Source organism: Agrobacterium deltaense RV3 (assembly GCF_900013505.1).
Lineage (GTDB): Bacteria > Pseudomonadota > Alphaproteobacteria > Rhizobiales > Rhizobiaceae > Agrobacterium > Agrobacterium leguminum.
Genome location: NZ_LT009746.1, coordinates 1,658,262 through 1,684,846, shown reverse-complemented (window position 1 = coordinate 1,684,846; position 26,585 = coordinate 1,658,262). Strand labels below are relative to the sequence as shown.

The window sequence follows — 26,585 nt, the reverse complement described above, 5'->3', positions numbered from 1 at the left end:
TATGCCGCCCTCGCTCGCTCCATATTCAAAACAAAAAAGGGGCCGTCATTTCCGACGGCCCCAGCTCTGCGGTGGATGGGAGGGGATTCTTGTTAGTGCGCCGCGTCTGGCGGCGGCGCTGCCTTGGGTTTCTGGATCAGCACGGTCATGAAGATCAGGCTCGAGAACAACAGTGTCAGCGCGAAGAACACATCCGCGAAGGCCAATATCCATGCCTGCTGCGAGACCATGCCAACCAGTTTCTTGACGGCGACGGACGCGCCGTCCAGCCCGTAGGAATCGTAGTTGGCGCCGACACTGTTCAGCCATTCCAGCGCCTGCGGGTTGGAATAGCTCACATGTTCGGCCAGCCGCACATAATGGTCGTCCGTGCGCTGCGACAGCATGGTGTTGATGATGGCAAGACCGACCGCGCCGCCGAGGTTACGGGTAAGGTTGAACAGGCCGGACGCATTGCGGATGCGGGCCGGCGGCAGGGTGCCGAGCGCGATGTTGTTGATCGGCACCATGCACATCATCAGGCCGAAACCGCGCAGGATCTGCGGGATCAGCAGCTCGTAGAAATCCCAGTCGGTCGTCACATGCGTCATGATCCATGTGCCGCAGCCGAAGCTGATGAAGCCGATGGCCATCATCGCCCGCGGATCGAGCTTGGTGGAGACCTTGCCGGCAATCGGCGCGGTGAAGAACATGGCAAGACCGGAGACGAACATGGTCTCGCCGATCATCAGCGCATCGTAACCACGCACCCGGCCGAGATAGAGCGGGTAAAGATATGTCAGCCCGTAAAGCCCGATGCCCATGACGAAGGAAAACAGCGAGCCGATGGAGAAGTTGCGGTCGGCGAAGGCGCGGATGTCGACGACAGGGAATTCCACCTTGAAGGCGCGCCAGAAGAACACGGCCGCGCCGATGACCATGGCGACCGTTCCCATGACGATATGCTCGTCGTTGAACCAGTCCTTGTTGTTGCCCTCTTCAAGCACATATTCCAGCGAGCCGAGGAAGACGGCCATGGAGATCAGCCCCCACCAGTCGAACTTCTTCCACAGCGACTTTTCCGGCTTGTCGAAATCGATCAGGCTCCAGGTGAGGATGGTGACGATGATGCCGGGGATGATGTTGACGAGGAACAGCCAGTGCCAGGAAAAAGCATTGGAGAGATAACCGCCGACCGTCGGGCCGATGGTGGGCGCAAGCGTGGCGACGAGACCGATGATTGGTGACACGACCGAACGCTTCGAGGGCGGGAAGATCGTGAAGGCGGCGGCGAAGACGGAGGGGATCATGCCGCCGCCGATAAAGCCCTGGATCGCGCGGTAGACGATCATCTGGTCGATATTGGTGGCTGTGGCGCAGAGCGCGCTCGATATGGTGAAGCCGGCCGCGCAGGTGGCAAACAGAACGCGCGTGGAGAGAATGCGCGCCAGCGTGCCCGACAGCGGGATCATGATGACTTCGGCGATCAGATAGGAGGTCTGCACCCAGGCGATCTCATCGGAACCCGCGCCGAGACCCGCCTGGATCTCCGCGAGCGACGCGGAGACAATCTGAATGTCGAGGATGGACATGAACATGCCGAAGACCATCGCGAAAAACGCGATGAGCCTGCGCCTGTCCATCGGGGGATCGGCGGGGATGGACGCCCCGCCCGTACCGACAACCGTAGCCGCCATGATCTTGACCTCAACGGCGCATCAGCGATGCGCCTTACTTGGCTTCCGGGTTAACTTGCGCCGTTCTGGTGCCTTCCGGCGCCGTGCGGGTATCGACATCGACAACGACGCTGAGGCCCGCGCGCAGATTGTGCTTTGCAAGGTCTTCCTTTGAGAAGACGATACGAACCGGCACGCGCTGGATGACCTTGGTGAAGTTGCCTGTCGCATTTTCCGGCGGCAGCATGGAGAAGACCGAGCCCGAGCCGGGCGAAATCGACTGCACCGTGCCCTCGATCGTCGCGTCGTCAAAGGCGTCGACATGCACGCGCACCTTCGAACCGGGCACGACGCGGGCAAGCTGCGTTTCCTTGAAATTGGCGTCGATATAAAGCTCGTTCATCGGCACCAGCGAAGCCAGACGCTTGCCGACAGACACCAGATCGCCGTTCTGAACCGCCAGATTGCCGATGACGCCGTCATAAGGCGCCTTCAGAACAGTGAAGGAAAGATCGCGGGCGGCCTTGTCGCGGGAAAGCTGCAGCGAACGGATCGTGCTTTCGGCTTCCTCGCGCTGGGCGCGCAGGAGTTCCACATTGGCCTTGGCCGAGGAGATGGCGGCATCGCCGGCCACGACATTCGCCTTGGCCTGATCGAGCGCGACCTGCGCATTGTCGGAAGCGGCAACCGTGCCGACATCCTTCGCCTGCAGCTCGCTGGCGCGCTTCTGGGTGATTTCGGCACCGCGAAGGGCGGCATCCAGCGCACCCTTCTGGGCGACGGCCTGCTCCAGCGAAGCTTCGCCGCCGACGATCTGCGCATCGATGCGCTTCAGTGACAGTTGCTCGGTGCGAATCTGGGCTTCGGCCTGATCGAGCGCGATGCGATAATCGCCGTCGTCCAGCGTCACCAGCGGATCGCCCGCCTTGACTTCCTGGTTCTCGACCACGTTCACCTTGGCGACATAGCCCGAAACCTTCGGTGCGATGACGGCGATATCGCCTTCTATATAGGCATCGTCCGTCGACACCATGAAGCGGCCGTCGACCCACCAGTTGTAACCGTACCAGCCGGCGCCGGCGAGAAGGGCAACCGCGATGACCGGCAGAAGCTTGGAACGCTTCTTCTGCTTCGGCGGCGCAATGGTCTGGGGCTGCTGCGGCGGCGCGGCCTCGGCCGGCTTTGCCGGAGAGGTCTCGGCCTTGGCGGAGATATCCGCCTCTTCCGCATCGTTGACGGCGCGAACCGCGCTATTCTTCTGGGCCGACATGGGAGCTTACCGTGATAAATTGAAGAAAGTTTTTCGAACTGAACCGTTCGGTTCGATTGACATAATCTCTTTCCTGACACATATCAAGTGTTATCGAACCGATTGGTTCGACGTTCGGTTAATTTTTTTTACGCCATTGCGATGCTAAGAGACGGTAGCGATGGCAGGTGAAGACAGGGATATGGAGACGGAAACGGAAACGGGCTGTCCGGGCAATGCCGCCGGGCGTTTTGCGGCGGGTGAAGACCCGGCCAAACGCGAGCAGATTCTGGCGGGCGCCTGGCGTGTGTTCAAGCGCAAGGGTTTCGACGCGGCCAGCATGAACGACATCACGCGTGAAGCCGGCGTTTCCAAGGGCACGATCTACGTCTATTTCTCCAACAAGGAGGATCTGTTCGTCGCGCTCGTCGACCACCATCGCAACGAATTCGCCACCTCCATGCGCCATATTCTCGAGGGCACCGAGGAGGTGCGCGAGGGGCTGGAACAGTTCGGCAAGGCCTTTGCCAACAAGATGATCTGTTCGGACATGATTCCCGCCATGCGTTCGGTGCTCGGCGTCATCGATCGCATGCCAAAACTGGCGCAGCGCTTTTTCCTTTCGGCTCCGAACAATGTGCGCACCGTGCTCCTGGACTTCATCGAACATCAGGTCGAGATCGGCCATCTGAAAGTGGATGACCCTGAGCTGGCCGCCCGGCAATATATCGAGCTTTCCACCGGCACCTTCTTCAAGCTGCGGCTGTTCGGCGAACTGGAAGGCCCGGTTCCCGACGAGGAACTGGACCGGGTTATCAGCAGCGCCATCAACGTATTCATGGCGGCTTACGGAACAGACAAGGCCTGAGATCATTCAGCAACGGCGTGAACGCCAATACGCGGCCTGCGCGAAATTTCGATGAAATCTTGCGCCCCGGAGCCATCAACTCCTTGTTTCTCGCGTATTGCGCTATAAATTCCACCCACCGAATGTTTCGGCTGGCCTTGTTGCTGAAAGGAAAACCTACCTGATGGAGTCCATTCTCCCTCTTCTATCTGACCCCGCCGCCTGGGTGGCGCTCGTCACACTGATCGTCATGGAGGTCGTGCTCGGCATCGACAACCTGATCTTCATCTCCATCCTCACCAACAAGCTGCCGCCCGAACAGCGTGAAAAAGCCCGCAAGATCGGTATAGGCCTTGCGCTCGTCATGCGCCTCGGCCTGCTCGGCACCGTCGCATGGATCGTGCAGCTCACCACGCCGGTTTTCGAAGCCTTCGGCCACCCCTTCTCGTGGAAAGACATGATCCTCATAGCGGGTGGTCTCTTCCTGGTATGGAAGGCGACCAAGGAAATTCACCACAATGTCGACCCGGAAGATCACAAGGAAGACATGGTGGGTGGCCCGGCCGCGATGAATTTCGGCGCCGCCATCGGCCAGATCCTGCTGCTCGACCTTGTTTTCTCTGTAGACAGCATCATCACCGCCGTCGGCATGACACCGCATCTGCCGATCATGATCGTCGCCGTCGTCGTGGCCGTCACCGTCATGCTGCTGGCCGCAACGCCGCTCGCCAACTTCATCGAGCGCAACCCCACCATCGTCATGCTGGCGCTCGCCTTCCTGATGATGATCGGCACGACGCTGATCGCCGAAGGCATGGGCTTCCATGTTCCCAAGGGCTACGTCTATGCCGCCATGGCGTTCTCGGCGCTGGTGGAACTGCTCAACATGCTGGCCCGCAATGCGCGGCAGCGCAAAAAGGCGGAGGCGGCAGGCGATACGCACTAACGGCATCTCGCCACCGTCATTCCGGCCTCGAGCCGGAATCCAGCCAGCCCAAGTCTTTGGGCTGAAAGGACTCTTCTCGCCGCGCAGACGCGCGGCGGCTGGATACCGGATCAAGTCCGGTATGACGGAAATAATTTCGCCTCTTGCCAAAACTAATGACCTTTGCGCATGCTTTTCTCATGCGCCAAGGTTACGTTTATATTCTTGCATCCAAAAGAAACGGTACGCTCTATACTGGCGTAACAAGCGACCTTTCTCACCGTTTATATGAACATCAGAACAACCTGACGCCCGGATTCACAACCCGCTATGGCGTTAAGACGCTTGTGTGGTTTGAAACATACGATCTCGTCACGGACGCAATCGCGAGAGAAAAGACGATAAAAAACTGGCCGCGGGCATGGAAGATCAAGTTGATTGAAGATCTCAATCCAGCCTGGGACGACATTGCCCATTTTCTTCTCTGACGATGCCTCCGCTCCGTCATGCCGGCTCACGGCCGGCATGACGAAGAGATAGGAATGACATCCAGCCCGGAACCGCTTCACCCCGGCTTGCGTTCTTCGATATCCTCATCGATAGAGTCATTCCCGCCGACTCTCCTTCGAAAGCATAAGCCAGCATGACGACAGACCAGATTCTCGCCTTCACCGTCATCGCCGGCATGATGGTCGCGTTCATCTGGGACAGGCTGCGTTACGATGTCGTCGCCTGCAGTGCGCTGCTTGTGGCCGTCGCGCTCGGCGTCGTGCCTTTCGAAAAAGCTTTTTCCGGTTTTTCGGACGATATCGTCATCATCGTCGGCAGTGCGCTGGTGGTCAGCTCGGCCGTGGCGCGGTCGGGTATCGTCGATATGACGATCAAGAAATATTTCCCCGAAATGCACTCCAAGAGCCTGCAGCTCGCCTTCCTGATGATCGTTGTCGCCGTCATGTCGGCCTTCATCAAGAATATCGGCGCGCTCGCCATCATGATGCCGGTCGCCTTCCAGTTCGCCCGCAAATCCGGCAGCCCGGTCTCTTATTATCTGATGCCCATGGCGTTTGCCGCCCTGCTCGGCGGGCTGATGACGCAGATCGGCACCTCGCCCAACATCGTCGTGTCGCGGCTGCGCGAGGAAATGACCGGGCAGAGTTTTTCGATGTTCGACTTCACGCCCGTCGGCGCGGGACTGACCGTCATCGGCATCATCTTCCTGACCTTCGGTTACCGGCTGCTGCCGGTGCGCAGCCGCCAGCAGGCGTCGGTGGAGGATATTCTCGACCAGTCCGCCTATACCGCTGAAGCCACCCTGCCCGCCGACAGCACCTATGCGGAGAAGCCGCTGCGCGAATTGCTGAAACAGGCCGACGGCGATGTGATCGCCAGCACCATCCTGCGGGGGCCGCGGCGCATCTCCCCCTTCCCCGACGTGACGCTGAAGGCGGGTGACACGATTCTCCTCGAAGGCAGCCCGGAGGGGCTGGACCGCATCGTCTCGCAGGCGAAGCTTCTGCTTTCCGGCAAGCCGCTGATGGAAAACGGCCAAAAAACCGCAGATCTCATTTCCATGGAAGCGGTGATCAGCAATGAATCGGTTCTGAACGGCATTTCGGCGCGTGAACTCGCGCTGTCCTATACGCGTGGCGTCAATCTGATCGCGGTGAGCCGGCGCGGCCAACGCGTCAGCCAGCGGCTCTCCGAGCTGACATTGCAGGCGGGCGACGTCATTCTTTTGCAGGGCAGCCGCAAGAACCTGCCGCAGGTATTGCAGGAATTTTCGCTCTTGCCGCTGGCGCAGCGGGAAATCCTGCTGGGCGTGCAGCGCCGCGCGCTTCTGCCCGTCATCGTGCTCGCCGCCGCCATGATCGCCGCCGGCAGCGGGTTGCTGCCGGTCTCCGTCGCCTTTTTCGCCGCCGCCTTCATGATGATCGTCGTCGGCGCGATACCGCTCACCGAGGTCTATAAATCCATCGACGGGCCGATCCTCGTCATGCTCGCCGCCCTTATTCCCGTCAGCGACTCGCTCCGCACCAGCGGGGCGAGCGAACTGATCGCCGCCTGGCTCGGTCATGCCGCGCAGGGATTGCCGCCCTTTGCGGCGCTTGGCATGATCCTGCTCACCGCCATGGCAGTGACGCCCTTTCTCAACAATGCCGCCACCGTGCTGGTCATGGCCCCCATCGCCGCCGGTTTCGCCACCACACTCGGTTTCCGGCCGGAGGCCTTCCTGATGGCGGTGGCTATCGGCGCCGGCTGCGATTTCCTCACCCCCATCGGCCACCAGTGCAATACGCTGGTCATGGGCCCCGGCGGTTATCGCTTCAGCGACTATCCGCGCCTTGGCCTGCCGCTGTCGATCATGATCGTCATCGCCAGCATTCCCATGCTGCTTTACGTCTGGCCAGTGAACTAGGGCTCTCAGCTGGGACGCTGAACCAGCGCGGGCTTCGTATTTCCTTGACGCCTGCGGCAGAATATGGCCTAAGCCGAAGCCGAACGGGAATGTGCAAAAGGCGCTTTCATTGCGTCTTCCAACATGATTTCCTGCCGCATCCAAACGAAAACATCGTGACAGACGGGTGAACCGCCCCGATGTCACTGCCACGTCACGACGAGTGAATTTCATGACCACTTCCGGCGTTCGCGTCCGCATCGCACCTTCCCCCACCGGCGAGCCGCATGTCGGCACCGCCTATATCGCGCTGTTCAACTATCTCTTCGCCAAGAAACATGGCGGTGAGTTCATCCTGCGCATCGAGGATACCGACGCCACCCGCTCGACCCTCGAATATGAGCAGAAGGTGCTGGAAGCGCTGCGCTGGACCGGGCTGACCTGGTCGGAAGGCCCGGATGTCGGCGGCCCTTACGGTCCCTACCGCCAGTCCGAGCGCAAGGCCATGTATTGGCCCTATGCCGAAGAGCTGCTGGAAAAAGGCCATGCCTTCCGCTGTTTCTGCACGCCCGAGCGGCTGGAAGAAATGCGCGAGGCCCAGCGCGCCGCCGGCAAGCCGCCGAAATATGATGGCCATTGCCTCAACCTGAAGGCCGAGGAAGTGACCGCGCGCGTTGCCGCCGGTGAAGCCAACGTCGTGCGCATGAAAATCCCGACCGAAGGCTCGTGCGATTTCCATGACGGCGTTTATGGCGATGTCTCGATCCCGTGGGATTCGGTCGATATGCAGGTGCTGATCAAGGCCGACGGCATGCCGACCTATCACATGGCCAACGTCATCGACGACCATCTGATGAAGATCACCCATGTGGCGCGCGGCGAAGAGTGGCTGGCGTCTGTGCCCAAGCACATTCTGCTTTACCGTTATTTCGGCTGGGACCAGCCCACGTTCATGCATCTTTCGCTGATGCGCAACGCCGACAAGTCGAAGCTTTCCAAGCGCAAGAACCCGACCTCGATCTCCTATTATTCCGCGCTCGGTTACCTGCCGGAAGCGCTGATGAACTTCCTTGGCCTGTTCTTCATCCAGATCGCCGAAGGCGAAGAGCTTCTGACCATGGACGAGCTGGCGGCAAAGTTCGATCCGGAAGCGCTGTCCAAGGCCGGCGCCATTTTCGACATCCAGAAGCTGGACTGGCTGAACGGCCGCTGGCTGCGCGAAAAGCTTTCGCCGGAGGAGTTCATTGCCCGCACCCTGGAATGGGCGATGGAAAATGCCCGCCTGACCGAAGGCCTGAAGCTTGCGCAGAGCCGCGTTTCCAAGCTCGGCGAGCTGCCGAACCTTGCCGGCTTCCTGCTCGCAAGCGATGCTGGCCTGACGCCCGCTTCCTTTGCCGGGCTGAAGAGCAAGCCGGAGGAAATCCACGAAATCCTCACCACGGTTGCAGCAGACCTCGAAAAGATGCCTGACTGGAACGTGGAAGCGATAGAGGCCGAGCTGCGCGATGTCGCCGAACGCACCGGCAAGAAACTGCGCGTCGTGACGCCGCCGCTGTTTGTGGCCATGTCCGGTTCCTCGCGCTCGCTGCCGCTGTTTGACTCGATGGCGCTGCTCGGCCGCTCCGTCGTGCGCCAGCGCCTGAAGGCTGCGATTACCGTTGTGGCCACGATGGTGGGCAGCGGAAGCTGATAGTTATGTGCTGGCGGTGACGGCAGCATTCTGAATATACCCCTCTGCTCGGGGTACCCCCCTCTGCCCTGCCGGGCATCTCCCCCTCAAGGGGGGAGATCGACAAGCGGCTGACACCTTGCCCATGGAACGGGCGGGCGCGGCATCTGATCTCCCCCCTTGAGGGGGAGATGTCCGGCAGGACAGAGGGGGGTAATCCAGAGCGCCACGGGTAACCGCAACGAACAAGGCCGCCAAAGGCGAACACAATGACCGACACCAAGACCGAAACCACCGCCCTCTCCTCCGACGCCACCGAAGTGCGCCGCCAGAAACTTGCGCTGCTGCGCGAGCAGATCGGCGATGTCTATCCGGCGCATTTCCACCGCACGCTGACCAATGCGGAGCTTGCGGAAAAATATGCCGATATCGAAGCCGACGTCGAAACCGGCGATACGGTGACGGTGGCCGGTCGCGTTTATTCCTCGCGCAATTCCGGCATGTTCATGGATATCCATGACGCATCCGGCAAGGTGCAGATCTTCTCCCACAAGGATACGACGCCGGAAGCGGCGCGCAACCTGCTTCCGATGATCGATATCGGCGACATCATCGGCGTGACCGGCAAGGTGCGCCGCACCAAGCGCGGCGAGCTGACGATCAACGCCGAAGAAATCACCATGCTGACGAAGTCGCTGCTGCCGATGCCCGAGAAGTGGCATGGCGTCTCCGACATCGAGCTGCGTTACCGCAAGCGTCATCTCGACATTCTCTCCAACGAGGAATCCAAGCTGCGCTTCCTGCAGCGCTCGAAAATCCTTTCCGGCATCCGCCGTTTCATGGAGACCGAAGGCTTCCTCGAAGTGGAAACGCCGATGCTGCAGACCATCTATGGCGGCGCGACGGCCGATCCGTTCAAGACCTTCCACAATACGCTGAAGATGGACATGTATCTGCGCATCGCGCCGGAACTGTTCCTGAAGCGCACGCTGGTTTCGGGCCTCACCGACAAGGTGTTCGAAATCAACCGCAACTTCCGCAACGAAGGCGTTTCCACAAGGCACAATCCTGAATTCACCATGATGGAGTGCTATTGGGCCTATGCCGACTACGAGGACATCATGGGTCTCGTGGAGCGGCTGTTCGAGACGCTGGCGATTGCCCTTCACGGCACGACCGAAGTGGAATTCCAGGGCCAGACGATCTCTTTCAAGGGTCCGTTCAAGCGCGTGCCGATGCCTGATGCGGTGAAGGAAGCAACTGGTATCGATTTCCTTGGCCTCAAGACCGACGAAGAAGCCCGCGCCGCTGCCAAGGCCGCAGGCTTTGCGGTGGAGAAGGATTGGACCTGGGGCGAATGCCTTGCCTTCATCTTTGAAGAAAAAGTGGAAGGCACGCTGATCCAGCCGAGCCACGTCACGCATTTCCCGAAGGACATCTCGCCCTTCGCCAAGGAAGTGCCGGGCGAACCTCGCCTCGTCGAGCGTTTCGAAAGCTATTGCAACGCCTGGGAAGTGGGCAATGCCTTCTCCGAACTCAACGACCCGGAAGAACAGCGCCGCCGCATGGTGGAGCAGCTGGAACAGGCGCACGCCCGCGGCGAAAAGGACAAGCAGCTGGACGACGAGTTCCTCGACGCCATCGACCAGGGCATGCCGCCCGCCGGCGGCCTCGGCATCGGCGTCGACCGCCTGATCATGCTGCTCACCAATGCTCCGTCGATCCGCGACGTCATCCTCTTCCCGGCCCGCCGCAACAAGGCGGACTGATCGGACGAAACCCGGGGCGGCCTCACGGCCGCCTTCCGCGCCCCGATTTTCTCGCTGGTGGCGAAGGGCGTATTTTCTTGACGTCGGGGAGTGTGGCGAGGTTTCGCCCGTTTGTCTGCCGGTTTTCCTCTCCAGAGATAGACGCCCGCAAGTAATCATCCGGCTTTCAGCGAACGGATCGTGCAAGTTTATTTAACTTTTAGTAGAATATACTGGCGACCTCACCTCAACTTGTGATACCCATTCTCCATCATTCGCATTGTGTTTGACGGCTTTCGATCAGGAGCCGCCGGGGGGGGGAAATACGCATGCCCGAGAATGAGCTTCCCAAATACCAGCCCGATATGTTTGCCGCACCTGAAAAGGAATGCGACGTGGTGATGAAAGGCGGCATCACCTCCGGCGTCGTTTATCCCTATGCGGTTCTGGAACTGGCGCGCCGGTATCGCTTCCGCTCGATAGGCGGCACATCGGCGGGGGCGATTGCCGCCGCCTTTGCGGCGGCGGCGGAATATTCCCGCACGGTCAGAAACGATCCGAATGGCTTCACCCGCCTGCAGGCTCATTGCGACACGATACCCACCATTCTGGACAGGCTTTTCCAGCCCCAGCGCCGTTTTCGCCCGCTGATGCGTTACCTGCTGTGGGCGCAGGCCGGCGGCTGGCCGGGCAAGGTCCTAGGCTTGCTCCTTGCTTTTCCGCTGGCAGCCATAGTTGGCATTGTCATCGGCGCCGGCGCCTTGTGGGTTCTGGGCGGCGGTTGGGCCGGGTCGGTTCTCGGGGGATTGGTGGGAATGCTGGCCGGCATCCTCGGCCAGATCCTGTGGCTGGTTTTCTACCGGTTGCCAAGAGACGGCTTCGGTTTCTGCTCGGGACTGACGGTTTCCGATGCCGAGGTTCCGGGCCTGACGGAATGGCTTCATGCATCGATCCAGGACATCGCTTTCGGCAGCGACGCAGCAACCGCGCCACCGCTGACCTTCGGCGATCTCATCGGCGCGGAGCCGGAGAAGCCGGTCATCAACCTCAAGATGGTGACGACGAACCTGTCGATGCGGCGGCCGCACACGCTTCCGACCACCAGTCTCATGGTGGCTTACGATCCGACGGAATGGAGCCAGCTCTTTCCCGCGGCCGTGATGAACTGGCTCAAGCAGATCGCAACACCGGGCGGCCCCTTTCCCGAACTCAAGGCTTTTCCGGAGCCCGCCCAGTTGCCGGTCATCATCGCAACGCGCATGAGCCTGAGCTTCCCGGTGCTGTTCAAGGCCATTCCGGCCTATACCAACGATCGCGGCACGCTGGATATCGTGCAGCGTCTCGGCGGCAAAGCGCGGCCCGTCATGAAGGCGAAAATCTGGTTCTCCGATGGCGGTATCAGCAGCAACTTCCCCATTCATCTTTTCGATGCCCTGCTTCCGTCGCGCCCCACTTTCGCGCTTAGCCTCGATGAATTGCCGAAATCTATCGCCAGCAGCATGAAGCGCGTCACGATCCCGCAGGCGGCCGGCGAAGGGATCGGCGTGCCCGTTCACAAGATGGAAAAAATGAGCGGCTTTCTCGGCAGCATCCTCAGCTCGGCGAAGGACTGGCAGGATCAGTCGCTCGCCACCATGCCGGGCCAGAGAGAACGTATCGCCCGCGTTTTCCTTAACGAAGAGGAAGGCGGGCTGAACCTCACCATGCCGCCGGAACGCTCTGCGAAGCTGATGAGCTACGGCCTCGAAGTCGGATCGCTCTTCGCCAATGGCGCGCTGGATTTCGACGAGCATCGCTGGCGACGGACACTCGTTGCCTATGATCGGCTGGAAGACACGGTGTTTGCGACTGAGCGGCTGTGGAACGAAGGCAAATATCAAGACTGGCTGACGGGCTATATCGACGAGATCGAGAGCTACGAAGCCGTGACAAAGGGCGATAGGGAAAAGCTGATCGCCCGCATTGCCGCCTTTGCCGCCCTGTCGCAGAGTTTCTCTCCGGCAATCGTCAACAAACGGAAGAAATTTCCAAATCCGGCTGGCCGACTTCGGATCGGGCCGGATATATGACAGGTCAGATGCGAGCCACGGAAGGGTTCGGGGAGAAACCGCCCTCGCCCGCTTAGTGGCTCGCGGCCTTTTTCTCCGCACCGGGTTCTTCCGCCGGCGCATTTTCGGCAGCCGGCTTTTCTTCCGCCGCCTGTGCGGTCGTCGAGCCTTTGCCGAAGATCAGCGATTTCAGATAGGACAGGCTGAAGATGCTGCCGCCATCGGCTTCCGGCGTCGAGGTGAGAAGTTCGTCGGCAGCCGGTTCGCCATGCGCTTCGGGAGACGGGGTTTCGCCATGGGCAGCCCCGCCTTCGTTGGCTTCCGCCGGCGCGCCGCCATGGCCGCCCGCGCCGTCATCTTTGGTTTCGCCGTGTCCCGTCGCAGTTTTCGCGGGTTTTCCTTCATGGCCTTCAGAACCGGCATCCAGAGCCGGGGTCGCACAATCGGCCGAATCGCTGAGGCCTGCCGCCAGCGCCTCGGCATCTTCCAGCGGCAGATCGATACGCAGGCCGTAAAACTGGCCGCTGGCATTGGCGGCGCCATCGTAATAAAAGGCCGAATAACGATGGGCATCCGCGCCTTCGGGAATTTTTGCCGGATCGGGAATGAAAACCACCTGTGCGGCAATGGCACGGCCACGCATTTCCGAGCGCAGCTGCGGACCGTTCTTGTCGAGCACGGAGACCTGAACCAGATCGGGTTTCTGCTTGTCGTAAACCGCCCTTGCGACACGAAGCGCAGTCTTCAGCCGCTCTGTGCCGTCACCGCCCTGGGTACGAATGAATTTGCGGACCCAAAGGGAACCGTTCTTGCGGATATTGACCGTCTGGACCGCGTCGCAGGAAAGCCCGTTAGTGGAGGCATAGGATGGGCCGAGCAGCCGCTCGCTGCCGATAAACACGGCAGCAGAGCCGGTCGCACCCGCCAAAAGCAGGATCCCGCCTCCAATCATAACGAGCTTGCGCGAAAACCGCATTCGTCCGAATACAGCTTTCACCCGCAACATCCTGACATCAAGTACCCCGTCTTACGCCCTCACCCCAAAACGTGGCTCGAAGGATGAGGAACACACGCGGGACAAGCTTCGGACCACGCTGTCCGAGCCTTGCGATAGTGCCGCTTTCTCATTGAAAAAAGTTTAATCCCGCCGGTGCAACACCGGCAAAAACGCACCATTTTCGGACATTTGCGAAATGCACTAATTTGCGAATGATTTGCAATAGCGTTGACAAGCGTGATTTTATAACAGATGGTATTGCGAATTAATCGCAACAAAATCTGGTGAGCCCGTGAACGTCCATAAAATCCGCCACGCGATTTTCGCTTTTTCGCTTTTTCTTCCCGGCGCTGCCCTTGCTCAGGAAAAACCGACTGTCGTGACGACCTTCACCATTATCGCCGACATGGCGCGCAATGTGGCGGGCGATGCGGCCGAGGTGGAAAGCATTACCAAGCCGGGCGCTGAAATTCACAACTACCAGCCAACGCCGCGCGATATTCTCAAAGCCCGCAAGGCCGATCTGGTGCTTCGCAATGGCCTCAATCTGGAATTGTGGTTTGAAAAGTTCCTGGCCAACCTTTCCGGCGTGCCGAGCGTGACGGTGAGCGACGGCGTGGAACCCATGGCCATCAGCGGCGGCGCCTATCAGGGAAAACCCAATCCGCACGCCTGGATGTCGCCCGATAACGCCTTGATCTACGTGGAAAATATCCGCAAGGGCCTGACCGAAATCGACCCTGCCCATGCCGATGTCTATGCCGCCAATGCCAAGGCCTATTCGGACAAGATCAGAGCCACCGTGCAGCCGATCCGCGACGCGCTTTCCGTTCTGCCGGAAAACAAGCGCTGGTTGGTAACGAGTGAAGGCGCGTTTTCTTATCTCGCCCGCGATTTCGGCCTGAAGGAACTGTTCCTGTGGCCGGTCAATGCCGACAGCCAGGGCACACCGCAGCAGGTGCGCGGCGTGATCGACGCCATGCGCGCGCACAATATCCACGTCATCTTCAGCGAAAGCACGGTTTCCGCCGATCCCGCAGAGCAGGTGGCCAAGGAAACCGGCGCGGCCTATGGCGGCATCCTCTATGTGGACTCGCTGAGCGAGGCGGACGGCCCGGTTCCGACCTATCTGGACCTTTTGCGCGTGACCAGCGAAACCATTGCCAAGGGGCTGTCTTCATGAGAATGGGCAGTAAAAAATCAGGCGGCGGCCTGACGGTTCAAAATGCGACAGTGACTTATCGAAACGGCCACACCGCATTAAGAAATGCCAGCTTTTCCATCCCCCGCGGAACGATCACTGCACTTGTCGGCGTCAATGGCGCCGGCAAGTCCACGATTTTCAAGGCCATTATGGGTTTCGTGCCGCTGGCCGCCGGTTCCGTCTCTATTTTCGACCTGCCGGTGAAGGAAGCGCTCCGGAAAAACCTCGTCGCTTATGTGCCGCAGGCCGAGGAGGTGGACTGGAGCTTTCCGGTGCTGGTGGAGGATGTGGTGATGATGGGCCGTTACGGCCACATGAATTTCCTGCGCATTCCCTCGAAACGCGACCATCACATGGTCGAAGAGGCGCTGAAACGCGTCAATATGCTGGACTATCGCAAGCGCCAGATCGGCGAACTCTCCGGCGGGCAGAAGAAGCGGGTGTTTCTGGCCCGCGCGCTGGCGCAGGAGGGTCAGGTGATCCTGCTGGACGAGCCTTTTACCGGTGTCGACGTAACGACGGAAGAGCAGATCGTCGCACTTTTGAAGGCGCTGCGTGATGAGGGCCGCGTCATGCTGGTCTCCACCCATAATCTCGGCAGCGTGCCGGAATTCTGTGACCGCGCCGTCTTCGTCAAGGGCACGGTGCTGGCATCGGGCAAGACGGTGGATACCTTCAACGAGGAGAACCTGCAAAAAGCCTTCGGCGGCAGCCTGCGCCACTTCGTTCTTGGCGGGGCAGACCTGCATAACGACGCCGATCCGCGCCGGGTGAAGGTTATCACCGATGACGAGCGGCCTTTCGTAATCTACGGCAAGAACGGCCAGAACGGGCGCGATCCTGAGGCTCCGAAAGAAAAAGTCGATGATAAACAGCCTTCTTGAGCCTTTCACCTATGGTTACATGCTGAACGCCATCTGGGTCAGCGCACTGGTGGGCGGCGTCTGCGGCTTTCTCTCTGCCTATCTGATGCTGAAGGGCTGGTCGCTGATCGGCGATGCGCTTTCCCATGCCATCGTTCCGGGCGTGGCGGGCGCCTATATGCTGGGCCTGCCCTTTTCGCTGGGCGCGTTCCTTTCCGGCGGGCTTGCGGCCGGTTCCATGCTGTTCCTGAACCAGAAGACACGACTGAAGGAAGACGCGATCATCGGGCTGATCTTCACCTCGTTTTTCGGGCTCGGCCTGTTCATGGTGTCGCTCTCGCCCACCTCGGTGAATATCCAGACCATTGTGCTCGGCAATATTCTCGCAATCACCGCCGAAGACACCATTCAGCTTGCGCTGATCGGCGGCATCAGCCTCATCGTGCTGGCGCTGAAATGGCGTGACTTCATGGTGGTGTTCTTCGATGAGAACCACGCCCGCACCGTGGGGCTGAAGCCGGAAGTGCTGAAGTTGATCTTCTTCACCCTGCTTGCCGCTTCCACGGTTGCCGCCCTCCAGACCGTTGGGGCCTTCCTCGTCGTCGCCATGGTGGTGACGCCGGGCGCCACCGCCTATCTCTTGACCGACCGTTTCGAACGGCTGATCCTGATGAGCCTCATCATCGGCGCGGCCACCAGCTTCGTCGGCGCTTACCTCAGCTATTTCCTCGACGGTGCGACCGGCGGCGTCATCGTCGTGCTGCAGACCGCGATCTTCCTTGCCGCCTTCGTCTTTGCGCCCAAGCACGGGCTTCTCGCTTCCCGCGCCAAGGCCCGCAGGGCGCTGGAGGAGACGCCATGAGCGAATATCTCGAACTCGCCATCCTGCCGTTTCAGCTGCCCTTCATGCAATATGCCTTCGTCATCACCCTGATGATTGCGGTGCCTATGGCGATGCTCTCCTGTTTTCTGGTGTTGAAGGGCTGGTCGCTGATGGGCGATGCGGTTTCCCACGCCGTGCTGCCCGGCGTGGTGCTGGCCTATATCGTCAACATCCCGCTTTCCATCGGCGCCTTCATCGCCGGCATGATCTGCGCGCTCGGCACCGGTTTCATCAAGGAAAACAGCCGCATCAAGGAAGACACGGTGCTGGGCATCGTTTTTTCCGGCATGTTCGGGCTGGGGCTGGTGCTTTATGTGAAAGTGCAGAGCGATGTGCATCTCGACCACATCCTCTTCGGCGACATGCTGGGCATTGCGCCGTCGGACATGCTGGAGACGGGCCTGATCGCACTTTTCGCCACGCTGTTTCTCGGCATTCTCCGCAAGGACCTGCTGGTCAACGCCTTCGATGCGCAGCATGCGAAAGCCATCGGCCTGCCAGTGCGGGTGCTGCATTACGGTCTGCTGATGGTCCTGTCGCTCACCGTCGTCGGGGCGCTGAAGGCGGTGGGTATCATCCTCTCGGTCGCCATGCTGGTCGCGCCGGGCGCAATCGCCTTCCTGCTGACCCGGCGTTTTTCCGCCATGCTGCTGGTGGCCATTGCGGTGGCGATAACCTCATCGCTGGCAGGCATATGGCTGAGCTTCCTCATCGACAGCGCGCCGGCCCCCACCATCGTCATGTTCATGAGCCTTGCTTTCGTTGCCACCTTCATCCGCACCACCTTGAAGGCGAGGAGGATCGATGCGGCAGGGGAAACAGGTTTCTAGAGCATGTACAGGAAAAGTGGACCCCGGTTTTCCGTCCGGAAATGCGCCAAAACAAGAGTTAGAGTGTTTTCGCTATTCGAAGAAAAGCGAAAACACTCTAAAATAACGATTTTTGCGGGCGTATGGAACATTTTCGCCTTTTGCGCGTCATTTTACCGAGCCTGTCGCGGGGCGGCGGGCTCGGGAAATTATGCAAAAGGGGAAGCGCCATGCTGAAGTGGGCTCTTATTTTCTTTGTTATCTCTTTGATCGCGGGCGTATTCGGCTTTACCGGCATTTCGGCAGCCGCGGCGGGCGTGGCCCGAATCCTGTTCTTCATCGCCGTGGTGATCTTCCTGGTCTTCCTCGTGCTTGCACTGATGGCCGGAAGCGCCGTCGTCTGAATGAAAAAAGGCGACCGGTTTTTACGCCGGTCGCCTCTCCTCTCTCCCTTAAAAAGATTCAGCCAGTCCAGCCGCCGTCAATGACGTGAATCTGGCCGGTGGTGAAACCTGCCTCGTCCGAAGCGAGATAGGTAACGAGTGCCGCGATTTCTTCCGGCGTGGCAATACGGCCCATCGGCTGGCGGGCGATGAAATCGGCCAACGCCTGTTCGTAATTGCCGGTGGCGCGCAGGCGGTCATGCAGGGACGGGCTATCGACCGTGCCGGGGGAGATGGCGTTGCAGCGAATGCCCTTTGTCACGAAATCGGCGGCGATGGCTTTGGTCAGACCCACCACGGCCGCCTTGGAGGCGGTATAGGCGAAACGGTTCGGCACGCCCTTCACACTGGAAGCGACGGAAGACATGTTGACGATTGCGCCCTTGCCCTTTTCCAGCATGCCGGGCAGGAAGGCGCGGCAGGTGCGATACATGGCCTTGGCGTTGAGATCGAAGGAGAAATCCCAGTCCTTCTCTTCGCAATCGAGAATGGTGCCGGAATGAACGAAACCCGCGCAGTTGAACAGCACATCCGCATGGCCGATATCGGCGGCGAAATCCTTGACGCCATCGCCATCCAGCACGTTAAGAACCCGGGTTTCCGCACCTTTAAGCGTCGAAAGCGCCTGTTCGTTGATATCGGTGGCGATGACGCGCGCGCCGAGCGACACGAACCGCTCCGCCGCGGCCCGGCCGATACCCTGACCGGCGGCGGTGATCACCACTGTCCGGCCGTTAAAATCCTGCACCATGAATAGCCTCCCGCTAAGGCCCGCCCGCCCTTCAGGCACCGGACCGCTGAATTTCGATGATCTCAAATATGGATCGACAATTCATATGTAAACGCTGTATTCATATGGCGTCAAGCAAACTTGCGTCGATGTCGGCTATCGGGCAACCATATTTTCAGGCTGCCCACCCGGCGACCGCGCAAAACACCATCGAGGCCAGATGACCGACGACGACAGCGAAAGATATCGCGCTCCCGCCCTCGACAAGGGTCTGGATATTCTCGAACTTCTGGCCCGCACCGATGGCGGGCTGACCCAGATCGAGATCGCCAAGTCTATCGGCAAAAGCCCGAACGAGCTTTATCGCATGCTGGACCGGCTGGTGCGCCGCGGCTATGTGCAGCGACTTGACGGAGACCGCTTCTCACTGACGCTGAAAATGTTCGGGCTGGCGCATTTCCACGCGCCGATCCGCCGGCTGGTTTCTTTCGCCGCACCGGTCATGCGCGATTTTTCGGCAAGCGCCGAGCAGGCCTGTCATCTGGCGATTTATGATCGCGGCAGCGTCGTTGTCATCGCCCAGCAGGAATCGTCCACCTACTGGGCCATGTCCATGCGGGTCGGCGCGCAGATGAGCCTGTTCCACACCGGCTCCGGCCATGTGCTTCTGGCCTTCCAGACGGAAGCGCAGCGCCAGATTATGATAACCGAACAGGTGCGCGGCAGCGGCGAAACCGTGCCGCCGGACCTTGCCGTGCGGCTGGCGGAGGTGCGCAAAAACGGTTTCGAATCCATGGACAGCCTTCAGACCGCCGGCGTGCGCAATATTTCCGCCCCGGTGCTGACGCTGGACGGCACTGCGCTTGCCGTCATCACCTGCCCCTATATTACCCCGCTTGGCGGCAAGGCCCCGACACGCGAGGCATGTGAAGCGCTGATCCGCGAGGCGGCAAAGCGGATTTCCGAAGTGGCGACGGGAAACGGAAATTCCTGAAACGCACAAAAAAACGCGACCGGCAGGGACCCGATCGCGTTTTGAGTGACTGGAGATTTATATCTCTTAAACGCAGGGGGAACGTGGATGGTTCCCCCTTTTTGTATCAGGCCGCAGCCAGCGTCAGTTCCTTGCGGACCATTTCGCGCAGCGTCACCAGATCCTTGGCGAAGAGGCGGATGCCTTCCGAGAGCTTCTCGGTGGCCATCGCATCTTCGTTGAGCGCCCAGCGGAATGCCTTCTCGTCGAGCGACTGCAGCGGCTCTGCCTTGACATTGTCGGGCGAAAGCTTGCGCTCCAGCTTGCCGCTGTCCTTGTCCAGCTCTTCCAGCAGCGCCGGGCTGATCGTCAGGCGGTCGCAACCGGCCAGCGCTTCGATTTCGCCGACATTGCGGAAGGAAGCGCCCATGACGACGGTGCTGATGCCATTGGCCTTGTAGTAATTGTAGATGCTGCGCACAGAAACGACGCCCGGATCGGTCTCGGCGGTGTAGGTCTCACCGGTGGACTTCTTGTACCAGTCGAGAATACGGCCAACGAAGGGCGAGATGAGGAAGACCTTGGCTTCGGCGCAGGCAATCGCCTGTGCCTGCGAGAACAGCAGGGTCAGGTTGCAATCGATGCCTTCGGACTGGAGAACCTCGGCAGCCTTGATGCCTTCCCAGGTGGAGGCGAGCTTGATGAGGATACGTTCACGCTCGATGCCGCGCTCCTTATAGGCGGCAATGATGTGGCGCGCCTTGGTGATGGAGGCTTGCGTGTCGAAGGAAAGGTCGGCATCGACTTCGGTCGACACACGGCCGGGAACGAGGCCGGCAAGGGCTGCGCCCACGGAAATGGCAAGACGGTCGGCAACGGCGGCAACCACGGCGTCGGACTGGCCGCCCTGCTTCTTGCCCCATGCGACGGCTTCCTTCACCGCATCGGCAAAGGCCGGTGTGCCGAGCGCCTTCAGAACGATGGTCGGGTTGGTGGTGCAATCCACCGGCTTCAGGCGCGCAACCGCCTCGATATCGCCGGTATCGGCAACGACCGTGGTGATGGCGCGAAGTTGTTCGAGTTTGGATGTCATATCTGATGATCCTTCATGATCTCTTGAAAACTTGCTCAGCCGTCATTTCGTTCCCGCACCGGGGGTGCGCCCAAGGCCGAAATCGCGGTTTCGTCGGTTCCAACTATCGCAAGTCGAAGACACGAAAGTCAAGACATTTGCGCATCGCAATTGACATAAGTTTCACGCCTGCGATACTCGGCGGCTCATAAAGAATGGCGGAAACCGTGGCGAAACTGAGAAGAGAAACCCATACGGCCTATTCGGAAGCGGCGTCTCTGCGGCTGCGCGCCGCATGGCTCTATTATAATCAGGGCATGACGCAGAAGGATGTCGCCGAGAAACTGGGCATCAGCCGCTCCACCGTCATCCGCCTTCTGGACGAGGCGATGAAGCGCTCCGAAGTGCAGATATGGATCAACGAAGGCATTGAGGATTTCGTCGAGCTGGCCGGCCGGCTGGAGGCGGCTTACGGGCTGGACGAGGCGGTGATCATCCCTTCCCCGGATAAGGCGAACGCCGAAGGCACGGCCAAGGCCGTCGGGCTGGCGCTCGGGCAATTCCTCTCAGAAGCGGTGCCGAATGAGGCCACCATCGGCGTCGGCTGGGGCCGCACCATGACCGCCTCGCTTTCCAGCTTCCGCCCGCCGCGCCGGGAAAATTGCAAGGTCGTCTCGCTGCTCGGCGGTATCGTCGCCGTGCACCAGACCAACCCGCTGGATTACACCTGGCGGCTGGCGAGCGCGCTCGGAGCGGAATGTTACATGTTCCTTGCGCCGCTTCTGGTAGATTCCGTCGAGACAAAACGGGCGCTGATCGAAAAATGCGGGCTTGCGACGCTTTACGATCTCGCCGAAACGCTCGATCTCGCCATCGTCTCCTGCGGCGATATCGGCCCGCATTCGACCTCGCTGTCGGAAGGCTTCATTTCCAAGACGACGCTGCAGGAACTCATCGATGCCGGCTGCGTTTGCGACACCATGTTCAATTTCATCGATGCCGAAGGTCGCTCGGTCGATCACCCGATCAACCAGCGCGCCATGGCAATCGATCTCGACACGCTGCGCAAGGCAAAACACATCGTGCTGGCCTCCGGCGGCGCCCACCGCGCCATCGCCATCCGCGCCACGATCAAGCGGATCGGGTGCAATACGCTGATTACAGACGAGGCGGCGGCAAGAGCGTTGATGGAGCTGGTTTAGGCCTCGTCGGGCCATTCGCGAGCGGCATGTTGCACGAACAGGATTTCGACCTGTTGCTCCGTCACGCGATAGGCGACGATGTAGGGCAGGCCGGAAATAACCAGCTCCCTAGTCCCTTCGATTTCGCCACTGCGTCCTAAATGAGGATTATCGGACAAAAGACGTGCCGTCGTCTGGTGAATTGCCCTAACGACTTTTACTGCCGCACGCGGATTACGTTCGGCGATATAGTCGCCTATAGCATCAAGCTCCCGGAGATAACGCCGCGTCCAAACCAACCGCACGCGTTTCAGGCCTTGGCATATTTATTCAGAACGACGTTGATTTCTTCTTCAGTAACAAACTCCCCGGCATCGGCCTCCGCCAACCCTGCCCTCACGCCGCTCGTCCATTTCTCCTGCCATGCCAGAGAACGTCCATGAGAAAGCGCATCTTCTATGATGCGGCTTGGAGTCGAGTTCGAGCGCTCGGCCAAGATATCCAGCCGGTGTTTAAGATCGTCGGGAAGTTCAATCGTGCTTTTCATGGGCCAAGAATAACCGATCCCAGGCAGATCGGCAAAGACAATCCAAGCCTCGCCTCACACCTTCCCCGTTTCCCAGCCGAGCATCGCCCGCTTGCGGGTCAGGCCCCAGTGATAGCCCGTCAGAGCCCCACTTTTACCGACAGCGCGATGACAGGGAACCACGAAGGACACCGGGTTTGCCCCGACCGCAGCACCAACCGCACGCGACGCGGTGGGCTGGCCGATATCGCAGGCGATGTGCGAATAGGTAACCGCGCGGCCCATCGGGATTTTCAGGAGGCTTTCCCAGACCCGCACCTGAAAATCCGTGCCGAGCAGCACGACGCGCAGCGGCCTGTCCGCCGACCACATGGATGGATCGAAGATGCGGGCGGCGTAGGGTGCCGTCGCTTCGCGATCCTCAGAATATTCCGCATTCGGCCAGCGGCCGGCCATGTCCTCGAAACAGGCCCTTTCCTCGCCCGGATCGGCGAAGGCGCAGCCGGCAAGGCCACGATCGGTCACCATGACCAGCGCAAGACCGAAGGGCGAGGTGTGGAAACCGTAACGGATCGTCAGCCCGCCGCCCTTGGCCTTCCATTCGCCGGGCGACATGGCCTCATGGGTGACGAACAGATCGTGCAGGCGTCCGGGACCAGACATACCGACCTCGATCGAGGTTTCCAGCAGCGGTAAATCCTCTTCGCGCAACAGCCTCTTGGCATGATCGAGCGTTACGGCCTGCAGGAATGCCTTGGGCGAAAGGCCGGCCCAGCGGGTGAAGGTCTTCTGCAATTGCGTCGGCGACTGGCCAAGCTCTGCGGCAATGGCTTCGAGGGAGGGCTGCTCGCGATAATCCAGCGTCAAAAGCTCGATAACCCCGCGCACCGTGTCGTAATCCGATCCGATGGGGGTGATGTCTTCGTTCAGCGTAATATTGGCGTTCATCGCAAATCTCCTAACGGGTAAGAGAAAACCATTAAAGCGACTGCGTCTCCACCCGTTTCTTGCGCCCTGCTCCATTTCTACCGTCATACCGGCCTCGAGCCGGTATCCAGCCAGCCCAAGTCCTTGGGCTGAAAGGAGTCTTTTCCGCCGCGCGGACGCGCGTCGGCTGGATTCCGGCTCAGGGCCGGAATGACGGAGGGAGAGCTGGATTATCCTCTTACATCCGCCGCCTGACAGTCGCCAGCGCACCGCCAAAAGCCTTGGCGAAACTTTCCCGGTCATCCGGATTGAGAAACGAACCGATATCGGTCGCCCGGCCTTCACCCGTCACATGCATGGAGACGATGCCGATCTCGTCATGCCGCCTCACCCTGAAGCGCGCCCAGAAGGGATTGAAGCGATGCTCCACCATCCGCCCGGCGGGAGAAAATTTGCGGATCGACAGGCTGGTGCGCGAGACGCTGACCTCTTCCCGCGCCTTCGCCGCCCGGTAATTGGCGCGGAAGGCGGCATAAAGAAGCAGGAAATCCAGCCCTAAAAACAGGCCGACCGGCCATGCCCCGGTGGCGAGGAAAAAGCCACCATAGACAAGGCAGGCCAGGCCGGAGAAAAGCAGGAGCAGCCGGAAACCCCTTCTGCCAAGCGAACGGTGCGGAACGAGTTCCGCCGCGAAAATCGGCTGGTCGTTGAGCGTATCCACGTTGCTTTCCTCAGGGCGGGCTGGCTATAGATAGTCCATGACAGTCGCCAAAAAACGATCCAGCACCCAAACATTGAAAAAGTCAAATCCGGCATCCGCGCGCAAGCCGGCGCGGGTGAAAACGGCCTATTCCAAGGACGAGCTCACCGAGATCTTCCGGCGCTTTTCCATTCAGCGGCCGGAGCCGAAAGGCGAGCTGGAACATACCAATCCCTTCACCCTGCTGGTGGCTGTGGCGCTTTCCGCGCAGGCGACCGATGTGGGCGTGAACCGGGCCACACGCGCGCTGTTCAAGGTGGCCGATACGCCGGAAAAGATGCTGGCGCTCGGCGAGGAAGAACTGATCGGCCATATCAAGACCATCGGGCTTTACCGCAACAAGGCGAAAAACGTCATTGCCCTGTCGCAGATGCTGATCGACAATTTCGGCGGCGAGGTGCCGAAAACCCGCGAGGAGCTGGTGACGCTGCCGGGTGTGGGCCGCAAGACGGCCAATGTGGTGATGTCCATGGCCTTCGGCGTGCCCACGCTTGCGGTGGATACACACGTCTTCCGCATTGCCAACCGGCTCTGTCTTGCGCCGGGCAAAACCCCTGACGAGGTTGAAGACCGGCTGATCCGCATCATTCCCGAACAATATCTGTTCCATGCCCATCACTGGCTGATCCTGCACGGGCGTTATTGCTGCAAGGCGCGCAAGCCGGAATGCGAACGCTGCGTGATTGCCGATATCTGCAAATCGCCGGAAAAGACCTTCGATATTCCAGCGCCGCTGGTGGAATTACCCGCGCAGTTGTTCGGTGCGGCCGCTAGCGAATGAGGGATCGCGCCGGCTGACGGCCTTGTGCAGATGCACCATCATCGAGGCGGCAAAAAGCGGCGTCAACAGGTTGAGGAACGGCACCGCCAGGAAGGCCGCTATCACCAGCCCGGCCATGAAAACGGTGGTGCGGTGTTTTGAGCGGAACAACCTCGCTTCGGCGGGCGAGCGGAAACGCATCGCCGCGAATTCGAAGAATTCCCGGCCGAGCAGATAGCCGTTCACCAGAAAAAACGCGATGAGATTGATACCCGGCACCAGAAGCAGCAACAGCGCGACAATGTTGCCGGCAATGACGACACCGAAGAACTTGATGGACGACAGAACGGCCTCGCCGACCGGCATCGCCTTGCCCGGCGGATCGTTCGGATAGCTCTTTTTCTCAACCACTTCGGCGACATCGTCGAGAAACAGGCCGGCAATGACGGCGGTGACCGGCGAAATGAGCAGCGCGAGCGCCAGCGCCAGCCCGATGCCGGCGAAAATGGCGAAAACGAAGGTCAACCAGCCCGCCCAATCCGGCACGCCGGGGATCAGCGTATCCACCCACGGCAGGGCGAAATAAATGAAGATCGAGCGGATAGCGAACCACAGCGCGGCAAGCACGAGAAGCGTGAGCCCCAGAACCTTCCAGAAGACCGACCGGGTTTCGGCGGCAAAGAGATTGTGGAAGGCAAGCCTCGCCGCATCAAAAATCATCCGGAACTCCTCGACGCCTTTCGCGTTGAAACACACTTACCAGACGAGAGATAAGTGCTGCCCGCCCGCTCTGCAAGACGGGCGGAAATATGCCAAATGGCTGGATTTAAACCGCAGATGGAATTTCTCTTGAATAAAAGGTATCTCTAAAATATAATAATATACCTATTATATTTCGCATTCCGGTCCGGTGGAGGACAAGGCCGGAAAAGCTATCCCCCACCGTCAAATTGCGGTTCGCACGCTCGTTTGCGCGCGCGCATGCATCATCGTTCAATAAAGATAAAAGAATGAGGCGTTGGTGGAAAAGCTGCTGTTGAACCTTACGCGCGCCATGAAGGCAGGCACCCCTTCAGAGCGCAAGATCGCCAAATATCTGATCGAACATCTGGACGAATTGCCGTTCGAGACGGCGCAGACGCTCGCCGCCAAGCTGAGCCTCAGTCCGATGACGGTCGGCCGTTTCCTGCGCTCGCTGGGATATCGGCAATTCAGCGACATCCGCGCCGATCTGCGCCATGCCGAAGAAACGGTCGGCGCCGACCAACCCGCCATGGCCGAGGGCGGCGAACGCCATTCCAACCCGTTTTCACAGCTTCTGTCCCAGCAGATTCAGGCCATCCAGACCGCTTTTGACATGACCACCCAATCGATCTGGCGGGTCGCCATGAACGAGATCGCCACGGCGGGCAATGTTTTTCTGGCAACCTCTCCGGAAGGTCTCGATGCCGGGCGGCATTTTTACGGGCGGCTTCTGGAGAGCCGGGGCCATATCCATTATCTCGGCAGCGACAGCGCGGCCTATGTGGCCCTGTGGGATTTCGACCCCGCGCAGGCGCTGCTCGTCATCATGGATTGCGGCGGCGCCCTGTCGCCCCTGCAACGCCTGTCGGCAATGGCGCGCAAGAGCGGCTACAGGACATTGCTGATCACCACACGCTTTTATGAATGGGGACCGGAAAGCGCCGATCTCTGCCTTGCCATGCCGCAGGCGCAGAATGGCGGCCAGGGCCTGCTGCAACTGGTCTCCCTGCTGGAATTCACCCTCTGTGCGCTTGACGCCAGCGCCGATGACAGCGGCAGGGCAAGGGCAAAGAACCTCACGGCCCTGAAACGCTCGCTGCGCAGTTGAACGACAACAGTGCGTGCTTATGGATCGAGCGGCCACAGCTTGTTTCTTCTCCCCGCCGGGGAGAAGGTC

The 26,585-nt window shown here is 60.1% G+C and carries 26 protein-coding genes; 16 read left to right on the top strand and 10 right to left on the bottom strand.

What is annotated here, in order from left to right:
- Nucleotides 1-92: 92 nt before the first annotated feature.
- Together AGR7B_RS22090 and AGR7B_RS22085 are read right to left on the bottom strand one after the other, a co-directional pair.
- Nucleotides 93-1,676, bottom strand: coding sequence for a DHA2 family efflux MFS transporter permease subunit (locus AGR7B_RS22090; RefSeq protein ID WP_065656357.1), 1,584 nt, complete (start codon nucleotides 1,674-1,676; stop codon nucleotides 93-95).
- A 34-nt stretch (nucleotides 1,677-1,710) separates the two neighbouring features.
- Nucleotides 1,711-2,925 (bottom strand): HlyD family secretion protein, encoded by a 1,215-nt coding sequence (locus tag AGR7B_RS22085; RefSeq protein ID WP_065656356.1) that lies wholly within the window; start codon nucleotides 2,923-2,925, stop codon nucleotides 1,711-1,713.
- 160 nt (nucleotides 2,926-3,085) lie between these two features.
- Here AGR7B_RS22085 and AGR7B_RS22080 point away from each other — a divergent pair, with 160 nt between their 5' ends.
- The 7 genes from AGR7B_RS22080 (at nucleotide 3,086) to AGR7B_RS22050 (ending at nucleotide 12,557) form a co-directional block, all read left to right on the top strand.
- Nucleotides 3,086-3,772 carry a TetR/AcrR family transcriptional regulator gene (locus tag AGR7B_RS22080; protein WP_065656355.1) on the top strand — a complete coding sequence of 229 codons (687 nt, stop codon included), beginning with the start codon at nucleotides 3,086-3,088 and terminating at the stop codon, nucleotides 3,770-3,772.
- 163 nt (nucleotides 3,773-3,935) lie between these two features.
- The gene (locus AGR7B_RS22075; RefSeq protein ID WP_080857901.1) at nucleotides 3,936-4,697 is read left to right on the top strand and encodes a TerC family protein; all 762 of its coding nucleotides are present in this window, start codon (nucleotides 3,936-3,938) and stop codon (nucleotides 4,695-4,697) included.
- 155 nt (nucleotides 4,698-4,852) lie between these two features.
- Nucleotides 4,853-5,164 (top strand): GIY-YIG nuclease family protein, encoded by a 312-nt coding sequence (locus AGR7B_RS22070; protein WP_080857900.1) that lies wholly within the window; start codon nucleotides 4,853-4,855, stop codon nucleotides 5,162-5,164.
- A 155-nt stretch (nucleotides 5,165-5,319) separates the two neighbouring features.
- On the top strand, nucleotides 5,320-7,092 hold the full coding sequence (locus tag AGR7B_RS22065) for an SLC13 family permease (protein WP_080857899.1): 1,773 nt from the start codon (nucleotides 5,320-5,322) through the stop codon (nucleotides 7,090-7,092).
- A 211-nt stretch (nucleotides 7,093-7,303) separates the two neighbouring features.
- Nucleotides 7,304-8,761 (top strand): glutamate--tRNA ligase, encoded by a 1,458-nt coding sequence (gene gltX, locus AGR7B_RS22060; protein ID WP_080858211.1) that lies wholly within the window; start codon nucleotides 7,304-7,306, stop codon nucleotides 8,759-8,761.
- A gap of 248 nt (nucleotides 8,762-9,009) precedes the next feature.
- Nucleotides 9,010-10,509, top strand: a complete 1,500-nt coding sequence (gene lysS, locus AGR7B_RS22055) for a lysine--tRNA ligase (protein WP_080857898.1) — start codon at nucleotides 9,010-9,012, stop codon at nucleotides 10,507-10,509.
- 308 nt (nucleotides 10,510-10,817) lie between these two features.
- Nucleotides 10,818-12,557, top strand: a complete 1,740-nt coding sequence (locus AGR7B_RS22050; RefSeq protein WP_080857897.1) for a patatin-like phospholipase family protein — start codon at nucleotides 10,818-10,820, stop codon at nucleotides 12,555-12,557.
- A gap of 52 nt (nucleotides 12,558-12,609) precedes the next feature.
- Here the strand turns inward: AGR7B_RS22050 and AGR7B_RS22045 are convergent, their stop codons facing one another.
- On the bottom strand, nucleotides 12,610-13,512 hold the full coding sequence (locus tag AGR7B_RS22045; RefSeq protein WP_161987898.1) for a hypothetical protein: 903 nt from the start codon (nucleotides 13,510-13,512) through the stop codon (nucleotides 12,610-12,612).
- Between the two features lie 313 nt (nucleotides 13,513-13,825).
- On the opposite strand from AGR7B_RS22045, the gene AGR7B_RS22040 reads away from it, so the two are divergent.
- The 5 genes from AGR7B_RS22040 (at nucleotide 13,826) to AGR7B_RS22020 (ending at nucleotide 17,696) form a co-directional block, all read left to right on the top strand.
- Nucleotides 13,826-14,716, top strand: coding sequence for a metal ABC transporter substrate-binding protein (locus AGR7B_RS22040; RefSeq protein ID WP_080857896.1), 891 nt, complete (start codon nucleotides 13,826-13,828; stop codon nucleotides 14,714-14,716).
- Nucleotides 14,713-15,621, top strand: coding sequence for a manganese/iron ABC transporter ATP-binding protein (locus AGR7B_RS22035; protein ID WP_162934228.1), 909 nt, complete (start codon nucleotides 14,713-14,715; stop codon nucleotides 15,619-15,621). Before AGR7B_RS22040 ends, AGR7B_RS22035 begins: the two co-directional genes overlap by 4 nt.
- A complete protein-coding gene (locus AGR7B_RS22030) occupies nucleotides 15,602-16,462 on the top strand; it encodes a metal ABC transporter permease (protein ID WP_080857894.1) in 861 nt (286 codons plus the stop codon). The genes AGR7B_RS22035 and AGR7B_RS22030 overlap by 20 nt, the downstream gene beginning before the upstream one ends.
- Entirely contained in the window at nucleotides 16,459-17,313 is an 855-nt protein-coding gene (locus AGR7B_RS22025) for a metal ABC transporter permease (protein ID WP_080857893.1), read from the top strand. Before AGR7B_RS22030 ends, AGR7B_RS22025 begins: the two co-directional genes overlap by 4 nt.
- Nucleotides 17,314-17,522: 209 nt before the next feature.
- Nucleotides 17,523-17,696, top strand: coding sequence for a DUF1328 domain-containing protein (locus AGR7B_RS22020; protein ID WP_003499086.1), 174 nt, complete (start codon nucleotides 17,523-17,525; stop codon nucleotides 17,694-17,696).
- Between the two features lie 58 nt (nucleotides 17,697-17,754).
- Here the strand turns inward: AGR7B_RS22020 and AGR7B_RS22015 are convergent, their stop codons facing one another.
- Entirely contained in the window at nucleotides 17,755-18,486 is a 732-nt protein-coding gene (locus AGR7B_RS22015; RefSeq protein ID WP_080857892.1) for an SDR family oxidoreductase, read from the bottom strand.
- 199 nt (nucleotides 18,487-18,685) lie between these two features.
- Here AGR7B_RS22015 and AGR7B_RS22010 point away from each other — a divergent pair, with 199 nt between their 5' ends.
- A complete protein-coding gene (locus AGR7B_RS22010) occupies nucleotides 18,686-19,459 on the top strand; it encodes an IclR family transcriptional regulator (protein ID WP_080857891.1) in 774 nt (257 codons plus the stop codon).
- A 106-nt stretch (nucleotides 19,460-19,565) separates the two neighbouring features.
- Here AGR7B_RS22010 and tal read toward each other — a convergent pair whose 3' ends face one another.
- Complete coding sequence (tal, locus tag AGR7B_RS22005) at nucleotides 19,566-20,531, bottom strand: transaldolase (RefSeq protein ID WP_065656345.1); 966 nt, start codon at nucleotides 20,529-20,531, stop codon at nucleotides 19,566-19,568.
- Between the two features lie 206 nt (nucleotides 20,532-20,737).
- On the opposite strand from tal, the gene AGR7B_RS22000 reads away from it, so the two are divergent.
- On the top strand, nucleotides 20,738-21,712 hold the full coding sequence (locus AGR7B_RS22000) for a sugar-binding transcriptional regulator (protein WP_162934227.1): 975 nt from the start codon (nucleotides 20,738-20,740) through the stop codon (nucleotides 21,710-21,712).
- Here the strand turns inward: AGR7B_RS22000 and AGR7B_RS21995 are convergent.
- The 4 genes from AGR7B_RS21995 to AGR7B_RS21980 form a co-directional block, all read right to left on the bottom strand.
- A complete protein-coding gene (locus AGR7B_RS21995) occupies nucleotides 21,709-21,996 on the bottom strand; it encodes a type II toxin-antitoxin system RelE/ParE family toxin (protein WP_059759532.1) in 288 nt (95 codons plus the stop codon). The two genes, AGR7B_RS22000 and AGR7B_RS21995, sit on opposite strands and share 4 nt — an antisense overlap.
- A gap of 5 nt (nucleotides 21,997-22,001) precedes the next feature.
- Nucleotides 22,002-22,238 (bottom strand): CopG family ribbon-helix-helix protein, encoded by a 237-nt coding sequence (locus AGR7B_RS21990; protein WP_035228253.1) that lies wholly within the window; start codon nucleotides 22,236-22,238, stop codon nucleotides 22,002-22,004.
- Between the two features lie 54 nt (nucleotides 22,239-22,292).
- A complete protein-coding gene (locus tag AGR7B_RS21985; protein ID WP_080857889.1) occupies nucleotides 22,293-23,165 on the bottom strand; it encodes a methylated-DNA--[protein]-cysteine S-methyltransferase in 873 nt (290 codons plus the stop codon).
- A gap of 217 nt (nucleotides 23,166-23,382) precedes the next feature.
- Nucleotides 23,383-23,865 carry a DUF2244 domain-containing protein gene (locus AGR7B_RS21980; RefSeq protein WP_080857888.1) on the bottom strand — a complete coding sequence of 161 codons (483 nt, stop codon included), beginning with the start codon at nucleotides 23,863-23,865 and terminating at the stop codon, nucleotides 23,383-23,385.
- A gap of 37 nt (nucleotides 23,866-23,902) precedes the next feature.
- Between AGR7B_RS21980 and nth the strand changes: the two genes are divergently transcribed.
- Nucleotides 23,903-24,685 carry an endonuclease III gene (gene nth / locus AGR7B_RS21975; RefSeq protein ID WP_080857887.1) on the top strand — a complete coding sequence of 261 codons (783 nt, stop codon included), beginning with the start codon at nucleotides 23,903-23,905 and terminating at the stop codon, nucleotides 24,683-24,685.
- Here the strand turns inward: nth and AGR7B_RS21970 are convergent.
- Nucleotides 24,647-25,384 (bottom strand): sulfate transporter family protein, encoded by a 738-nt coding sequence (locus AGR7B_RS21970; RefSeq protein WP_003523128.1) that lies wholly within the window; start codon nucleotides 25,382-25,384, stop codon nucleotides 24,647-24,649. The genes nth and AGR7B_RS21970 overlap by 39 nt on opposite strands.
- A gap of 298 nt (nucleotides 25,385-25,682) precedes the next feature.
- Here AGR7B_RS21970 and AGR7B_RS21965 point away from each other — a divergent pair, with 298 nt between their 5' ends.
- Complete coding sequence (locus AGR7B_RS21965) at nucleotides 25,683-26,516, top strand: MurR/RpiR family transcriptional regulator (RefSeq protein ID WP_080857886.1); 834 nt, start codon at nucleotides 25,683-25,685, stop codon at nucleotides 26,514-26,516.
- Nucleotides 26,517-26,585 lie beyond the last annotated feature (69 nt).

Bases quoted from the DNA above. Each gene is read 5' to 3' on its own strand.
- AGR7B_RS22090 (WP_065656357.1), bottom strand. From the start codon at position 1,676: ATGGCGGCTACGGTTGTCGGTACGGGCGGGGCGTCCATCCCCGCCGAT.
- lysS (WP_080857898.1), top strand. From the start codon at position 9,010: ATGACCGACACCAAGACCGAAACCACCGCCCTCTCCTCCGACGCCACC.
- AGR7B_RS22050 (WP_080857897.1), top strand. From the start codon at position 10,818: ATGCCCGAGAATGAGCTTCCCAAATACCAGCCCGATATGTTTGCCGCA.
- AGR7B_RS22025 (WP_080857893.1), top strand. From the start codon at position 16,459: ATGAGCGAATATCTCGAACTCGCCATCCTGCCGTTTCAGCTGCCCTTC.
- AGR7B_RS22010 (WP_080857891.1), top strand. From the start codon at position 18,686: ATGACCGACGACGACAGCGAAAGATATCGCGCTCCCGCCCTCGACAAG.
- tal (WP_065656345.1), bottom strand. From the start codon at position 20,531: ATGACATCCAAACTCGAACAACTTCGCGCCATCACCACGGTCGTTGCC.
- AGR7B_RS22080 (WP_065656355.1), top strand. From the start codon at position 3,086: ATGGCAGGTGAAGACAGGGATATGGAGACGGAAACGGAAACGGGCTGT.
- AGR7B_RS22015 (WP_080857892.1), bottom strand. From the start codon at position 18,486: ATGGTGCAGGATTTTAACGGCCGGACAGTGGTGATCACCGCCGCCGGT.
- AGR7B_RS22065 (WP_080857899.1), top strand. From the start codon at position 5,320: ATGACGACAGACCAGATTCTCGCCTTCACCGTCATCGCCGGCATGATG.
- AGR7B_RS22085 (WP_065656356.1), bottom strand. From the start codon at position 2,925: ATGTCGGCCCAGAAGAATAGCGCGGTTCGCGCCGTCAACGATGCGGAA.
- AGR7B_RS22045 (WP_161987898.1), bottom strand. From the start codon at position 13,512: ATGCGGTTTTCGCGCAAGCTCGTTATGATTGGAGGCGGGATCCTGCTT.
- AGR7B_RS22070 (WP_080857900.1), top strand. From the start codon at position 4,853: ATGACCTTTGCGCATGCTTTTCTCATGCGCCAAGGTTACGTTTATATT.
- AGR7B_RS21990 (WP_035228253.1), bottom strand. From the start codon at position 22,238: ATGAAAAGCACGATTGAACTTCCCGACGATCTTAAACACCGGCTGGAT.
- AGR7B_RS22075 (WP_080857901.1), top strand. From the start codon at position 3,936: ATGGAGTCCATTCTCCCTCTTCTATCTGACCCCGCCGCCTGGGTGGCG.
- AGR7B_RS21985 (WP_080857889.1), bottom strand. From the start codon at position 23,165: ATGAACGCCAATATTACGCTGAACGAAGACATCACCCCCATCGGATCG.
- AGR7B_RS21970 (WP_003523128.1), bottom strand. From the start codon at position 25,384: ATGATTTTTGATGCGGCGAGGCTTGCCTTCCACAATCTCTTTGCCGCC.
- AGR7B_RS22020 (WP_003499086.1), top strand. From the start codon at position 17,523: ATGCTGAAGTGGGCTCTTATTTTCTTTGTTATCTCTTTGATCGCGGGC.
- nth (WP_080857887.1), top strand. From the start codon at position 23,903: ATGACAGTCGCCAAAAAACGATCCAGCACCCAAACATTGAAAAAGTCA.
- AGR7B_RS22030 (WP_080857894.1), top strand. From the start codon at position 15,602: ATGATAAACAGCCTTCTTGAGCCTTTCACCTATGGTTACATGCTGAAC.
- AGR7B_RS22035 (WP_162934228.1), top strand. From the start codon at position 14,713: ATGAGAATGGGCAGTAAAAAATCAGGCGGCGGCCTGACGGTTCAAAAT.
- gltX (WP_080858211.1), top strand. From the start codon at position 7,304: ATGACCACTTCCGGCGTTCGCGTCCGCATCGCACCTTCCCCCACCGGC.